General features: G+C 57.2%; 10 protein-coding genes and 2 tRNA genes. 6 read left to right on the top strand and 6 right to left on the bottom strand.

All coding sequences use genetic code 11. From position 1 onward, the window contains the following. Nucleotides 1-21: 21 nt before the first annotated feature. From SynPROSU1_RS02945 to aroQ, 4 genes are all read right to left on the bottom strand, one after another. Complete coding sequence (locus SynPROSU1_RS02945) at nt 22-2,280, bottom strand: hypothetical protein (protein ID WP_186571437.1); 2,259 nt, start codon at nt 2,278-2,280, stop codon at nt 22-24. Nucleotides 2,281-2,367: 87 nt separating this feature from the next. After that, the gene (locus SynPROSU1_RS02940; RefSeq protein ID WP_186571436.1) at nt 2,368-4,569 is read right to left on the bottom strand and encodes a hypothetical protein; all 2,202 of its coding nucleotides are present in this window, start codon (nt 4,567-4,569) and stop codon (nt 2,368-2,370) included. A gap of 106 nt (nt 4,570-4,675) precedes the next feature. After that, nucleotides 4,676-5,317, bottom strand: coding sequence for a tRNA-(ms[2]io[6]A)-hydroxylase (locus SynPROSU1_RS02935; RefSeq protein ID WP_186571435.1), 642 nt, complete (start codon nt 5,315-5,317; stop codon nt 4,676-4,678). Further along, nucleotides 5,314-5,754, bottom strand: a complete 441-nt coding sequence (aroQ, locus tag SynPROSU1_RS02930) for a type II 3-dehydroquinate dehydratase (protein ID WP_186571434.1) — start codon at nt 5,752-5,754, stop codon at nt 5,314-5,316. Before aroQ ends, SynPROSU1_RS02935 begins: the two co-directional genes overlap by 4 nt. A gap of 84 nt (nt 5,755-5,838) precedes the next feature. Here aroQ and SynPROSU1_RS02925 point away from each other — a divergent pair. Both SynPROSU1_RS02925 and SynPROSU1_RS02920 read left to right on the top strand, forming a co-directional pair. Then, nucleotides 5,839-5,920, top strand: a tRNA-Tyr gene (locus tag SynPROSU1_RS02925). A gap of 10 nt (nt 5,921-5,930) precedes the next feature. Then, nucleotides 5,931-6,002 (top strand) — tRNA-Thr (locus SynPROSU1_RS02920). Here the strand turns inward: SynPROSU1_RS02920 and SynPROSU1_RS02915 are convergent. Beyond that, on the bottom strand, nt 6,002-7,465 hold the full coding sequence (locus SynPROSU1_RS02915; protein ID WP_186571433.1) for a glycoside hydrolase family 13 protein: 1,464 nt from the start codon (nt 7,463-7,465) through the stop codon (nt 6,002-6,004). The two genes, SynPROSU1_RS02920 and SynPROSU1_RS02915, sit on opposite strands and share 1 nt — an antisense overlap. A gap of 51 nt (nt 7,466-7,516) precedes the next feature. Here SynPROSU1_RS02915 and SynPROSU1_RS02910 point away from each other — a divergent pair, with 51 nt between their 5' ends. Both SynPROSU1_RS02910 and SynPROSU1_RS02905 read left to right on the top strand, forming a co-directional pair. After that, entirely contained in the window at nt 7,517-9,022 is a 1,506-nt protein-coding gene (locus tag SynPROSU1_RS02910; RefSeq protein WP_186571432.1) for a glycerol kinase, read from the top strand. Beyond that, entirely contained in the window at nt 9,015-10,592 is a 1,578-nt protein-coding gene (locus SynPROSU1_RS02905; protein ID WP_186571431.1) for a glycerol-3-phosphate dehydrogenase/oxidase, read from the top strand. The genes SynPROSU1_RS02910 and SynPROSU1_RS02905 overlap by 8 nt, the downstream gene beginning before the upstream one ends. Here SynPROSU1_RS02905 and SynPROSU1_RS02900 read toward each other — a convergent pair. After that, entirely contained in the window at nt 10,535-12,196 is a 1,662-nt protein-coding gene (locus tag SynPROSU1_RS02900; protein WP_186571430.1) for an alpha-amylase family protein, read from the bottom strand. The genes SynPROSU1_RS02905 and SynPROSU1_RS02900 overlap by 58 nt on opposite strands. Nucleotides 12,197-12,250: 54 nt before the next feature. On the opposite strand from SynPROSU1_RS02900, the gene SynPROSU1_RS02895 reads away from it, so the two are divergent. Both SynPROSU1_RS02895 and SynPROSU1_RS02890 read left to right on the top strand, forming a co-directional pair. Beyond that, nucleotides 12,251-13,630: an aldehyde dehydrogenase family protein gene (locus SynPROSU1_RS02895; protein WP_186571429.1), complete on the top strand. Its 1,380-nt coding sequence runs from the start codon at nt 12,251-12,253 to the stop codon at nt 13,628-13,630. A 99-nt stretch (nt 13,631-13,729) separates the two neighbouring features. Continuing rightward, nucleotides 13,730-14,755: a LysM peptidoglycan-binding domain-containing protein gene (locus tag SynPROSU1_RS02890; RefSeq protein ID WP_186571428.1), complete on the top strand. Its 1,026-nt coding sequence runs from the start codon at nt 13,730-13,732 to the stop codon at nt 14,753-14,755. Nucleotide 14,756 lies beyond the last annotated feature (1 nt).

Here is a 14,756-nt window from a genome sequence, read left to right as displayed (position 1 = left end):
AAACACAGCCAAAATAGATCACTAGAGAAACACCGCGTCCTCTAAAGCAGCGATAACTTCACTCTTTTGCAGACCTTCCAAGATGCCAATCGTTTTATCCGCAAAACGCAATTTATTATTCCTTACAGTAATCTGTGACGGCTGCCAACCTTTTGTAAACCAAAGAACGTCTTTATGGGTCTTAAAATCTTTAATTTTATGCTTAAAACCTTTTGAAAAATTATGCGCATCAAATTCAAAAGAATCAGGCCCAGCTCCACCGTGAAGCTGATTCACACCGACACCACCGGATATGAAATCACTCCCACGTCCACCTTTTAAGATATCGGCACGTTCATGCCCAAATAAATCATCATCTCCGTCGGAACCTCTGGCATGATCCCGAGAACGCGATCCGAACAAAATATTATCGTCATCATTGAGAATAATCTTTTTGCATGATTTTTTTTGACTGGCCCAAACCCATAAACTGTCTTCGATCACATCAGCTGCACAGGAGCACCGCCGAGCCTTTGAACGCTTGGGACTGGATGCCCTAAAAGTGCGATTTTGAGACCCTGATTGATCATAGGCACTGTTGGGCTCAGCAATTACTTGAAACCCCATAGCCAATTGAACTGCGGGCATACCGCCCGCAGGAGTTGCACCCAGAGATGATATTGGCCCCATAGGGTTACTCACGAGCTGAAACTGTGAACCAGATTGGCTAGCTATCGTCGACAAGTTCGACTCAACATTCTGAGCAGAAGATTGAGAACTCGTGATGGAGGAACCGTACCAATCCGCAAAATTGACACCCAGATTGGTACTTAAACCAGCAGAATCAAGTGCTGACTGAGACCACATCTGAATATCAGAAGACTCGCCCGTTATCGTGGAAACCGCGGACCCCGCGTATACTATGGCAGAAATATATGCAACACCCTGCTCTGTAAATACCTGCGCATCACTACTACTTGTCCAGCCATATCCCCCTTGAAAATTTGAGGAATAAATATATGGCGTCTGATTATCCACAGCATCTTGAATTGCATCGACTAACAACCAAGCAGAATTGCCCTGCGTGACAGGGAGCCATAACTGAACACCAACGTTTTCGAAATCAAAAGCTCCAGAAACAACAGAAACCGTAGCATCATAAGAACTGATATCGGTCTGTCCTGAGGCAGATCCATTCGAACTATTTTGAACAAATCCCCAATCATTAATACTGGACTGAGCACGCTGATCCGAAACACCTTGGGATGTTATGTCAACACCTTCAAAATCAGCAGAATCTACTGCCAACGTTTGCATCGAAATCGTGTCCCCCAAACCATCCAGAATGAATTGAACATAATCTGACGTATAATAATAAGACACAGAAGGGATAACTGACGGATATCCACTCGTGGATGCATTTGCAACTTCAACGTACAAAGAATTATTCTCCAACTGCAATTCATTTCCAGTGATGTAATTATTCAAATAAGAAGATGCACTATTCACCTCAGCGGAGTACACGGCTTGATCCGTCACCAACTGACTTGATTGATCCAGGCTCCACAGAATATTCTTGTAGTCTTGATACGAATCATTATCCCAAGGATTCTTGAAATCGCTCGTCAAGTCTTCCGTAAAGACCAGATCCCAGTTATCGATCAATCCCCCCGACAATTGAGACGAGAGGGAAGACCAGGGGATTGATTGGTAGGCAGGCTGTAGAGCGATAGAGCTATTAATTGATGCAACTTTGCAAATGTATGAAATGGAATTGGTCAAGACAGACCATTGCGTGTTGACAGGCAAGTCTTGATCGCTTGGCGTCTCCGGATCGTCAAATCCGTACTGAATGCTTGGCCAAGACCATGACGACTGCAATCCACCCGCTTCAGCCCACAATGGTGATTCGACCCCCAACCCACCAATCATGGATTGAAACAAGTCACTGATTGACTGATTTTGCTGATTCTGCTCATCTGCTAATTGCTGATATTGAGCACTAGACAGTCCATACACAAGCGTCGAATAAAACTGCCCCAAGTAGGAGGCAAAATTCGCACTTGAAACCTGAAAACTAGGGCCGTCTCCAATATTTACGCGCTTATTAAAACTAGCAAAAGTTGGATAGTAATATTGTGCAACAGAGTCAACCTCTAGGGTTCCTTGTGGATATACCAATTGACTACCACCCGCGCCTACAGTTTGAAATTGAAGCCCAGGCTGAAGATTACCGTATAACGCCTGCACGTTGTCCTGAAGAACTAGATCAATAGCCTCGCTGACACTTTGAACTACCATCTTGAGAATATGCGAAATCAAGTAAAGAAAAAGCGCCTACCTCTCGGCAGACGCCTGAAACAAAGAAGTTAATCTTGAGGAATTAGATCAACCAACGAAGGACGAATTGTCCTCAACAATAGAAGCTACTTGGACTTTATTGAGATTAGAAATTTTAGCCACTTTTTCGCCATCATAGTAAATACCCTTATTTTTTGTAGTCAACAGATCATCGTTAACATGCACAAACCAGAGAGTATCGCGCCTTGGGTTAAAGTCCATAATTGTAATCAAGCCTGTTCCAAAGTGATCAGCATTCAGTTCATAGTAATCTTTACCAGGTCCACCCTGGTAAGTATCTTTGCCTTTACCGCCTGAGAGAAAGTCATCGCCCTTACCACCACTGAGCACATCACGGCCAGAGTGACCAAAGAGCTCATCATCACCTTTAGAAGCCTTAATAACATCCCGCTTTGAACTTCCAAAGACAATATTGTCTTCGGCGTCCATCCTGATGTTCTTACCACTATTGGCAGGGTCAACATTATGCCAATTCGTTTTGACCTTTCCTCTGGAAGATGCAGAAGAGCTGTAATTAGAGTTGGCTGCAACCACATCAACAATTCCTGCACCAACCTGCATCGCAGGATAACCAGCATTTGGATTGTTCACCGTTGTGGCAATAGGACCTAACGGCTGGCTGACCAGAGTTGCTGTGTTGGAAGCAGCATTCCACGTTGAGCTACTTTGAGCATCTGCATACGTCGAACTGCTGCTAGTTGATGCACCAACACCTACCCCTCCAAACCAATCACCAAAAGAGAAGCCACCTGATGCAGCGTAACTGGAACTTGAATAATTGCTCTCAGACCAATAAGTCGAGCCATTGGAATTAGATTGAACCGTGATCGTTGTGGTGGGATCCCCTGAGAATGCAAGGGATTTCATGTAGCTCAAACCTTCCGCTGTATAAGTCGAAGCATCTTGCGAGTTGGTCCAGCCGTACCCACCTCCAAAACTTGGGGAATAAACATACGGCGTGCTGTTAGCGACGGCTTGTTGAATCTGTGTGACCAACAACCAGGCGTTGTTGCCTGTCTGAGGAATATCCCAGCTCTGGTAGGAAAGATTACCGTAATCAAATGTTCCTGTCGTAGCAGCAGCGGCAGAATCATATGAACTGAACGACTGCTGGTTCGAAGAACTCATCGAAGCCGAAACAGATGTCGTCCAGAACCAATCAGAAGCAGTCGCCGTGACAGACGAGCTGGATGAAGAGCTAGAACCAATATTGACCGTATTCGAGCTACCGTCTGCTGTATAAACACCCGCAGAAACACTGTCACCACTGCCAGATGTATCCGTGATAATGGATGCAACAGCTTGAGGAGTTTTGCTGTACGTTACTTGTGGCAGATAACCAGGATATTGGTTTGATCCCTGCCCATCTGTGTAAACCGTTGCATAATTTGAATCCGCCATCTGGCTATCATTGCCAGTTACGTAATTCGCCAGATAACTGCCAGCGGTATTAATAATACCGCTGTTCATCGCAGCGTCCTGGGAATTCTTAGAATTATTAGTGATCTCATTATTAAGTGTCTGATAGGAGGTATACATCTGCTGCGTCCATGGGTTCTGTTCACCCTCTGCAGTCAGCAATCCTGTAAAAATATCGGTATACTTAAATGTTCCACCGTTAACGGCTGTCTGGAGCTCGGAAAATGAGTAATTCTGATAACTCTTTTGAAGAGCTACAGATGCATTGCTAGACATTGTTGCCTGCAAGCATACCCACTGCAGAGAGTTTTGGATCATAGCGAATTTCTGAGATTCGCCGATGTTGGCAATACCGTTAGCCTGACCCGTCACCCAACTCCATTGGGAGTCTTCGTTATTTGAATATGTCGTACTGTTCGACCCAAACCCGGAACTCCAACTTCCTCCAAAAAACGTATTAATGTTGGAGGTTTGCGCATTAGCGTTTGAGTTCTGTTGCTGCTGATCGGAAGCACTAACGGCATACACCATTGTGCCGTACATTCCGTTCAGGTAACTTGTTAAAGTCCCCGGCCCAGTGGAATAAGTTCCATCGTTATTTGTCACCGTGACATCAAACGACTGAAAAGATGGATAGTAATAGCCATCATTAACGTTTGAGCTGACGGTTCCCTGCGGGTAAACAATTGTAGAGCCGTTTTGCCCAGTGGATTGAAATGTTCCGTTCGTATCTGAAGTATAGAGAGCAGTGAGCTGCTTCTGGAGGGTCGAATCAAGAGCCTGTGAAGCCTGGGAAATCGTTTGAGCCACAGTCAGTTAGAGAATGGTCAATTCTCAACGTATCCAGGGAATTCGAACTTAACCTATTCGATATATTTTCTTCAAAAGTCGGAAGAAAATAATAAGACGGTTCTACTTAAGGATTGAGCTTAATGCCGCTGGAGTGCATCCGCACGTTCTCTGGATGCTCCAGTTCACCCACCAGAGCATGAGCCTCGGCAGCAGCGAGTTGATCCAGCCTTTCCGTGATCACCTCGCGCGGATAACGCTGCTCACACAGCACCCAGTAGAGGCCGAAATGGCGTGCCTCACTGGCCAGTAGATCGCTGTAAAGCTCACGAAGCTGGGGATCCGGACTGTGCTCCGCCAGCAGAGCCATGCGCTCATGGCTGCGGGCTTCGATCAGCCCTGCAACAAGAAAGGAATCGAGCATTCTCTGCGGCTCACCTTTGCGAATTTGCCGCGCGAGCTCAGCGCCATAGCCCGGAGAAGGCAGCGGCTCCAGGTAGCGCCCCCGCGCTTTGATCAGCGCCAGCACCTGCTCGAAGTGCTCCAGCTCTTCCCGCGCCAGAGGGCTGAGCGCTTCACCCAGACCCGGTTCACAGAGATAGCGGAACATCATCTGCACCGCAGCACCAGCAGCTTTGCGTTCGCAGTGGGCGTGATCGATCAACACCTCCATCGGCCGGGCATTGGCCTGCTCCACCCAGCTCCAACTGGTGGGCGCAGCCAACCAGCGAATCGACGCGACCGTTTTCGGCGGCACGGTGAGGGTCATGCGTTCGGCCTCAGGTGGCTGAGCAATCCTTTCAAAGCAAGGCTGTAGCTCGCTGGTCCGAATCCGCAGACGACACCGACGGCGCGCTCGGCAAGAAACGAGTGATGGCGAAAATCTTCCCGAGCGTGGGTGTTGCTCAGATGAAGTTCCACGTAGGGGATTGCAACACCGGCAAGGGCATCGCGAATCGCGATGGACGTGTGGGTGTAAGCCCCAGCGTTGATCAGGATTCCATCGCTACGCCCCATCGCCTGGTGAATCCGATCCACCAGGGCACCTTCGAAATTGCTTTGGAAACAGTCCAGTTGGATTGATTCTTGCGCCGCCTCTCGGGTCAGTGCTGCCTCGATATCAGCCAGAGAGGACTGGCCATAGATCCCTGGCTCACGCTGGCCCAACAGGTTCAGATTTGGACCGTTCAGCAGCAGAACGTGCATGGCTGTAGGCCGCCTCAGTTCGCCAGATCGTATCGAGATCGTGGGGAAGGACACACCGACTGGTAAGTTCTTGCGGTGTGGTTCGGGTCGGTGCCCGAGTGGTTAATGGGGGCGGACTGTAAATCCGCTGGCTCTGCCTACGTTGGTTCAAATCCAACCCGGCCCATCCTCCACATGCCCTTGTAGCTCAGCGGTAGAGCACTCCCTTGGTAAGGGAGAGGTCTCGAGTTCAAGTCTCGACAAGGGCTTACTTGCTCCCCTCGGCACCAGGGGAGACTTCTCTCGACCCGAGGACAACTGCTGATTGCAGACCAAGACCTCGGCTGTCGGCTGATCCGAGGGTCCAGAGCATGGAACTGTCGGGCTCCAGGGAGAAGGGCAGGTGTTCTGAGCGACTGCGGTTGATCAGAACCCGTAGGCCATCCGCGACTCCCTCCAGTCCGTCAGTTCCATGGACTGACCACTGCAGGCCATCCCGACGCAGAGCTCCATGGGCTCGACGGAGTTCCGCGAGAGATCGCATGAAAGGACGAAGGTCCGCTGTCCAGGGAACATCCCAGGGAAAAGCCTCACGGCAAGCTGGTCCGGGCCCGCCGGATGGGCCTGGTTCAGGACCACCTGCAAGAGCAGCTTCCGTCCCGTAGTAGATGCAGGGCGCTCCTGGGTGAAGGAAGAGCAGCAGCAGTGCCAACTTCAGGGCAGCCTGGTCATTGCTGAGGCTGTGAAGCGCGCGGGGGACGTCATGGCTGTCGAGCAGGTTCATCTGAGCCCTGTTCACCACATCCCGATAGGAGCTCGCTGTCGCCGTCCAGATGGGCAACAGGGCCTGGCCATCCAGGGGATCAAGGGGGTATTCAGGGTTGCGATAGTCCTGACGCAGCGTCTCACCGGCTGCCCAGCAAATGCTGCTCCAACCAAGCCGATAGTTCATGACGCCATCGAAGTGGTCGCCCTGCAGCCATGTCGTCGCGTCACCCCACACTTCTCCAACAATCCAGGCATCCGGGTTGGTGGAACGAACCATCTGCCGAAACTCCACCCAGAAATCCGCAGGGACCTCTGCTGGAACGTCGAGACGCCAACCATCGATCCCCCGTTCAAGCCAGTGACGGCCGACCGCCAGAAGATGCTCCCGGACCCCAGGGTTCCCATGGTTGAACTTGGGCAGATCAGGCAGTGCCCACCAGCAGTCGTATCCGCAGTCCTCGCCTTCAGCGGGATAGGGCTGGAGGGGCCAGCGGTGCACATGGAACCAATCCCGGTACGGCGAATCCGCACCGTTCTCCACCACGTGATGAAAGGCCCAAAAGCCGCGGCCACAATGGTTGAACACACCGTCCAGAACCAGCTTCATGCCGCGCTGGTGCACAGCGTCGATGAGTTCCGTAAGGGCTGCGTTGCCCCCCAAAAGAGGATCAACCTCGAAGTAGTCGTAGGCGTGATAGCGATGGTTGGCGGCTGAGCTGAAGATGGGCGTGAGATAAAGGCAAGTGATGCCCATGCCTTGAAGCTCACCAAGAGCATCAATCACGCCATAGAGATCACCGCCCTGAAATCCCTCTTCCCGAGGGTCGGCCCCCCACGGCTTCAGAGCGAGATGACGCTGGGCATCGACCCGTCCACTCCGCCGGAAACGGTCGGGAAAGATCTGATAGATCACCGCATCGGCAACCCAAGCGGGTGGGTCTCGAAACGGAGTAATCGCTCCCAAAACCTTTGCAGTCAGCCATCTCCTGGCTAGCAGGAGAGAAAGACATTGGCCATGGCTGAACAGCCTCTTCTTCTGGCCCTCGATCAGGGCACCAGCAGCTCCAGGGCAGCGCTGTTCAGTAGCTCGGGGGATCTGGTGATCAGCGCCAGTGCACCGCTGCCAATTTCCTACCCCGCCGATGGATGGGTGGAACAGGACCCGATGGCGATTTGGACCAGCCAGCGGCAGGCCTTGGTGCAACTTGACTCAAAACTCAGCGATGGGCAGCGCAAGGCGGTGGTGAGCTGCGGCATCACCAACCAACGGGAAACCACCGTGCTCTGGCGACGCAGCAGCGGCCTCCCCTGCGGACCGGCCCTCGTCTGGCAGGACGGCCGCACCGCCGCCATCTGCGAGGCCTGGAAGCAGCAGGGTCTGGAGCAGGAGTGGCGCCGACGCACGGGCTTGCTACTCGACCCTTATTTCAGTGCCAGCAAGATCCGCTGGATGCTCGATCACTACGACGACGCCCAATCCGCTGCGGCCAGCGATGACCTCTGTTTCGGAACGGTGGAGAGCTGGCTGCTCTGGCAGCTCACGGGTGGCCAGCGCCACGGCAGCGACATGAGCAATGCCAGCCGAACGCTGTTGATGGATCTGGAGCAGCAGCGCTGGGTGGATGACTTCCGAACCCCAACAGGGCTACCCGCCAACGCTCTGCCGGAGCTGCTGCCCTGCCGCGGGGAGTTCGGGCACATTGGATCAGATCTGCCTTTTGCAGGCCTACCGATTCAGGCGATGCTCGGCGACCAACAGGCCGCCACCCTTGGCCAGCTGTGCCTCCAACCCGGGGAAGGAAAGTGCACCTACGGGACGGGGGCCTTTCTGGTGATCAACACCGGCGACGTGCTCCGTCGCTCGGATGCGGGTCTGCTGAGCACCCTCGGCTGGACCGATGCCACCGGCAAGCCCAGCTTCTGCCTTGAGGGGAGTCTGTTTAACGCCGGCACCGTGATCCAGTGGCTGCGGGACGGGCTGCAGATCATTGATCAGGCCCCTCAGGTCAACGACCTGGCGCGTTCTGTGCCGGATTCGGGAGGTGTGATGCTCGTGCCCGCCTTCACCGGCTGGGGGACACCGCACTGGGATCCCCAGGCTCGCGGTGTTCTGGTGGGCCTCACCCGTGACAGTGGGCGCGGTCACATCGCCCGTGCGGCTCTGGAAGGAATCGCCCTATCGGTGGCGACATTGGTGGACCTTGCGGAACAGGCCCTCGGCACCAGCCTGGGAGAACTCGCCGTGGATGGTGGCGCCGCTGCCTCCGATCCCCTCTTGCAGGCGCAGGCAGATTGCACAGGGCTGACGGTCCGGCGGCCCGCCAGCCTTGAGAGCACCGCACGGGGCGTAGCGCTGTTCGCAGGCCTGCAAGCGGGGGTGATCAGCAACCTGGAACATCTCGCGACCGCGCGGAGTGACGGCGCGGAACGATTTCAGCCCCAGATGGACGAATCCCAGCGCAGCCGCTGGCGCGCACGCTGGCAGGACGCCGTGACCAGAAGCCTGGGGTGGCATGGCTGATCAACAGGTGGACCTGCTGGTCATCGGGGCTGGTGCCAGTGGCGCGAGCGTGGCCTATGAGGCCACGCGGCGAGGCCTCAGCGTGGCCCTGCTGGAGGCCGGGGATGTGGGCGGCGGCACCAGTTGCCGCAGCACGAAGTTGCTCCATGGAGGGGTGCGCTATCTGGAGCTGGCCTTCAAAACCCTGGACCTGGCTCAGCTCAGGCTGGTGCGAGAAGCCCTGCTCGAACGCAGCCACTGGTTGGCACAGGCTCCATTCTTGGCCCGCCGGCTCGAGCTGGCCCTACCCACACAACACCTCTGTGAACAGGCCTATTACCGGCTTGGGCTGGGGATGTACGACGCCCTGGCAGGTCAGCGAAGCATCGGCCACAGCCGTCTGCTGTCGCAGCAGCAAATGCTTCAGGCCCTGCCTCTGTTGAAAGAATGTCAAGGCGGCGTGGCCTACAGCGATGGGCAGTTCGACGATGCACGCCTCAACCTGCTGTTGGGCCTCACAGCCGAACAGCGGGGGGCAACGCTGCGCACCCGTTGTCGGGTGGTGCAACTGGAAACGGACGCAACAGGCCAGCTCAAGGCAGCCATCAGCGAATCTGCGAATGGCCAACGGGAGCGATGGTGTGCATCGGCGTTCGTGAATGCCACAGGCATTCGCACTGATGAGATCCGACAGATGGCGGAGGCTGATGCCCCACCACGGATGCTCACCAGCCGTGGCTCACACATCGTGCTGGAGCAGACCCTCTGCCCAGAGGGTCTTGGGCTTCTGGTGCCATCCACCGCGGATGGACGCGTGCTGTTCATGCTCCCCTTCCACGGCCGCACGCTGGTGGGAACCACGGATGAAGCCTGCACGAAGGAGAGCGCCACATCCCCCTCACCTGAGGAGGAGAGCTACCTGCTCGACTACGTGCGCGACTGGTTTCCCCAACTCCAGAATCCGAAGGTGACCAGCCGTTGGGCGGGGGGACGACCGCTGCTGAAGCCAGCCGACCAGGGCATGGACAGCAGCCGTGTGGTGCGGGAACACGAGGTGGAAACCCTGAGCTGCGGCCTGGTGAGCGTGATGGGAGGCAAATGGACCACCTGCCGCCCCATGGCCGAGGACACCCTGGCCGCGGTGGAACGCCAGCTCGGGCGGCCTCTACCTAAGCCTGAACCGATGCCGCTTCGGGGTGCAGCGGAGTCGTTGCAAGCGACCTTGGACGGCCTTCAACGTCAAAGCCACCAACTCGAAGCTCTGCTTCCGGACACCCCCCTACGAACCGCGCAAGTCGCCCATCTCCAAAGCACCTACGGCTTGGATGCTGTGGCCTTGATCGAACCAGCCGAGGCGAGCCAGCGCGAGCCCCTCAGCACGGTGATCCCCCTCTGTGCAGCCGAACTGGACCACGCCATTCAGCGGGAACATGCACGCAGCAGCAGCGATGTGCTGGCCCGCCGCTGCCGGCTGGCCATGGTGGACCTGGACGATGCCGAACGGCTCAGGCCCCAGGTCGATGCCCTCCTGGATCAAGCCGGCGTCGCGGCGGGTTCCACCTCCCCGATCAGCCACCAATTGAATCCGTAGGGCGGAAGATTCACGAACCACTCCGCTGCGGCGGGAGGGAACTCACAGCCCCACATCACCTCACGGGTGCGCTCGCCCGCCCACTCCGACAGATCAAGACTGAGGGATGCCCCTGCGGCGGTGACATTGGCGGCCACCAGCACCGTCATCGCCTCGGTGCAGCGGAGGTACACCAACACCCCGGGGTGGGGGCTGTGGAGCAAGCGGAAGCTTCCATGCCTGAGCGCTGGCAGGAGACGGCGGCAGGTGAGCATGCGCCGGTGCCAGTTCAGCAGCGACCCTGGCAGCTGCTTCTGCACCTCCACGTTCACCACGCGATAGTCATATCCGGGAGCTGTGATCGGTGGCAGCACCAACAACGGATCGGGGGCGGTTGAAAAGCCACCGTTGCGGGCCGGCGTCCAGGCCATCGGCGTGCGGTTGGGATCGCGGTCCCGCAAACCGGGCCAGTCGCCCATGCCCAGTTCATCGCCGTAATACAGGCAAGGCATCCCCGGAAGGCTGTACAGCAGACCATGCAGCAACCGGTTGGAGCGCGGATCACCGTTAAGGAGGGGAGCCAGGCGTCGGTTGATCCCCCAGTTCAGCCAGTGCCCCTGCCCCTGGGGCAAGCCCACTCGAATGGTCTGAATCACCTCATCGCTGATGAGATGACCATCCCCGAGCCAGAGTTCATCGTGGTTGCGCAGCGGCAGAGCCCAGCGAGGACCACACACCGCCTGCTCGGCCTCCATCAGGCACTCCCCAAGCTGCTGGATGCGGCCACTGGCAATGGCTGCGAACAGATGAGCCGTCAGCACGAAGTTGAACGCACCATGCAGTTCGTCATCTGCCAGATATGGAGCGGCCTCTTGCACCGGCTGAATCGCCTCGCCCAGCAACAGCACGTCACGGCCATGCCGATCCACCCGTTCCCGCAACCGCTTGAGGAAGGTGTGGGTCTCGGGCAACCCTTCACAGCGGCTGCCCTCTGACTCGAACAGGAACGGAACCGCATCCAGACGAAAGCCGTCCACACCGCGGTCCAGCCAGAAGTCGACCACCTCCAGCATCGTGTCCTGCACCCAGGGATTCTCGTAATTGAGATCGGGCTGATGACGAAGGAAACGATGCAGGTAGTACTGCTCGGCAACCGGATCCCACTCCCAGTTGGAAGCCTCGAAGTGCCGGAACAGAACCGGTGCCTCGGCGTAGCGCTTCGGGTCGTCACTCCAGACGTAAACATCCCGCTCCGAACTGCCCTTAGGAGCCCAACGGGCGCGCTGGAACCAGGGATGAAGGTCACTGGTGTGATTGAGGACCAGGTCCAAGATCACCCGCATTCCCTGGCTGTGGGCCGCCGTGAGGAACCGATGAAATGAGGCGAGATCACCCAGATCCGGATGAATTCCGGTGAAATCAGTGATGTCATACCCCCCGTCCCGCAAGGGGGACGGATAAATCGGGGTCAGCCAGAGGGTGTTAACCCCCAGCCAGCGCAGATAAGGCAACCGCGCCGCAAGCCCCTTGAAATCACCGATGCCATCGCCATTCCCATCGGAATAACTCCGAACGATCAACTGGTAGATGACCGTCCCTGACCACCACGGAAGCGCTGGGGTCATCCCCCGGTTGCAGATTCACCACTGCTAGACCCGACTGGCCTGATCGTCAGCCCCGTGTCCCTCACCCAAACGCAACTGAGCCGGATGCAGGAGCTTGTGGGAGCGGGGCTGACCCGTCCCCTGGCCTGGCGCCGAGAGCAATTGCAACGCCTCTCCGCCCTCGTGGAGGAACATGAATCAGAGGTGCTGGAGGCCCTCGCCGCTGACCTCGGCAAACCACCCACAGAAGCCTTTTTTGAGCTGGTGGCCCTGCGGCAGGAGCTCAAGCTCACCGGGCGGCAGCTGGAGCGATGGATGCGTCCTCGGCGCGTCGCTGTACCCCTCTCTCTCCGACCCGGCCAGGCCAGTGTGATGCCGGAGCCGCTCGGCTGCGTTCTGGTGATCGGCCCCTGGAACTATCCCTTTCAACTGACGCTACGGCCCTTGATCAGTGCCTTGGCCGCTGGCAACACCGCCGTACTCAAACCGTCCGAACACGCCGGAGCCATTGCCGATCTCATTGCGCGACTGATCCCTGAGCACTTCGCCCCTGACGTGGTGCAGGTCGTCCAGGGGGATGGTGCCGTGGCTGCAGACCTGGTGGCCATGCCCTTTGACCACATCTTTTTCACCGGTGGCGGCAGCATCGGACGGAAGGTACTGGAGGGGGCCGCTGCACACCTCACGCCAGTGACCCTGGAACTGGGCGGCAAAAGCCCCGCCATCGTTCTGGACGGAGCCGACCTCACGGTGGGGGCCCGGCGCCTGATCTGGGGCAAGGGGATCAATGCCGGTCAGACCTGCATCGCTCCAGACCACCTGCTGGTGCAACCCGAGCTGCGCTCGCCGCTGCTCCAGGCGATGGAGGCCGCCCGAACCGAGATGTACGGCGCCGACCCCCTCAGCTCGCAACAACTGGGGCAGATCATCAATGAGCGCCAGTTCAATCGGCTGGAGCAGCTTCTGGAGACCGCCAGAGCGGACGGCCGCATCCTGATCGGAGGTGAAATCAGCCGGGAGCAGCGGCGCATCGCCCCCACCGTCATCCGCGTGGATGACCGCAACGATCCGCTGATGGCGGAGGAACTCTTCGGTCCCCTCCTGCCAATGCTGGTGCTGGACGACCTCACGACAACCCTCCAGCAGATCCGCCAAGGTCCCAAACCGTTGGCGCTTTACCTCTTCGGTGGGGATGAGGCCCAGCAGCAGCAGGTGCTCACCACAACGAGCTCAGGCGGGGTGTGCCTCAATGATGTGGTGATGCAGGCCGGCGTGCCCCAGTTGCCCTTCGGCGGCGTCGGCGCCAGCGGGATGGGGAGTTACCACGGCCAAAGCGGCTTCGACACGTTCAGCCATCACAAGGCGGTGCTGAAGCGCCCGTTCCGGTTTGATTTCAAACTGCGCTACCCGCCCTACAAGGTGGATCTCAACCTGCTGAAGCGGCTGGCGGGATAAGGCGCGCTCATCGCCACCACATCCCAGCTGCAGCAAGTGCTCTGGAGGGCTGGCGCTTTACGTCAGGCACCGTATCTTGCGGAGATCTGCCGGAGACGAATGCGCCGTACCGCTCTTGCCGCCCTGCTTTTGACGGCTTGGTTCCCCCTGTCAGCCACAGCTGCCTCGGTGACGGTGCGATCCGGCGAGACGCTCTCCGATATCGCCGACCGCTACGGGGTGAGTGTCGGCACCCTCATGCGGATGAATGGGATCCGCAACCCCGATCTCGTCGAAGCCGGTAGCCGCTTGCAAGTGCCAGGCCCCACGGTGACGGCGGGTTCGGGTCGCCATCGCGTCAAGAGTGGTGAGACCCTCAGCAGCATTGCCGGGAAATACCAGGTCAGTGGGCGCGACCTGATGGCCCTCAACAATCTGCGCAATGCCAACCACGTGGAAGTCGGGCAGACCCTCCGACTCCCCAGCAATGCGGTCATGCCGCGTCCGGCCTTCAAACCGGTGGCCGTGACCCCGATCCCAGGAGCCACTGAACACACTGTTTCCAAAGGGCAGACCCTCACGCAGATCGCCAAGGCCTACAAGCTTCCAGTGGCCAGCCTGATCAGCATCAATCAGTTGAGCGACCCGAACAAGGTGGAGGTGGGAACGCGCCTTTATCTGACGGATCCCTCCTTCCAGACACCCATCACCACTCAAACCCAGCCTGTACAAGCCCAACCGGTTGCAACCGCGAGCAAGCCAGTTGTGACGGTGAAGCCAAAGGTTCAAGCCAAGGCCAAGCCTGTGGCAGCCAAGCCGGTTCAAACCAAACCAGTGCAGACCAAGAAGCCTGCGGCCAAGGCGAAGCCGGTCCAGGCCGCCAAGCCCCAGCAGACCCTGGCCAAATCCGCTGACTGGCGCACCTATGGCCCACTCCAGGTGGACTGGGCCAACTGGCAGCCCATGGGTGGCAGTCAGGTGGTGCCCACCCTGAATGCCAAAGGTCAGGCCCTTTACCTGGCCGTGAATTGTTCCGCCAAAAAGATCAATGCCACCGGTGCCGATGGGAGCTGGAAAGTTTGGGAGGCTCCGAAGAACCGGTTCGAAAAAGATCTGGTGAAGGATCGTTGTCAGGCCAAGGCCTGAC

The organism is Synechococcus sp. PROS-U-1 (genome assembly GCF_014279755.1).
GTDB lineage: Bacteria > Cyanobacteriota > Cyanobacteriia > PCC-6307 > Cyanobiaceae > Parasynechococcus.
Note: the sequence above shows the minus strand (reverse complement) of the source record. Positions and strands in the feature narration are given on the sequence as shown.

What these genes read in the sequence shown, in the direction of transcription:
- SynPROSU1_RS02890 (WP_186571428.1), top strand. Translation starts at nt 13,730, where the DNA reads ATGCGCCGTACCGCTCTTGCCGCCCTGCTTTTGACGGCTTGGTTCCCC.
- aroQ (WP_186571434.1), bottom strand. Translation starts at nt 5,754, where the DNA reads ATGCACGTTCTGCTGCTGAACGGTCCAAATCTGAACCTGTTGGGCCAG.
- SynPROSU1_RS02900 (WP_186571430.1), bottom strand. Translation starts at nt 12,196, where the DNA reads ATGACCCCAGCGCTTCCGTGGTGGTCAGGGACGGTCATCTACCAGTTG.
- SynPROSU1_RS02945 (WP_186571437.1), bottom strand. Translation starts at nt 2,280, where the DNA reads ATGGTAGTTCAAAGTGTCAGCGAGGCTATTGATCTAGTTCTTCAGGAC.
- SynPROSU1_RS02905 (WP_186571431.1), top strand. Translation starts at nt 9,015, where the DNA reads ATGGCTGATCAACAGGTGGACCTGCTGGTCATCGGGGCTGGTGCCAGT.
- SynPROSU1_RS02935 (WP_186571435.1), bottom strand. Translation starts at nt 5,317, where the DNA reads ATGACCCTCACCGTGCCGCCGAAAACGGTCGCGTCGATTCGCTGGTTG.
- SynPROSU1_RS02910 (WP_186571432.1), top strand. Translation starts at nt 7,517, where the DNA reads ATGGCTGAACAGCCTCTTCTTCTGGCCCTCGATCAGGGCACCAGCAGC.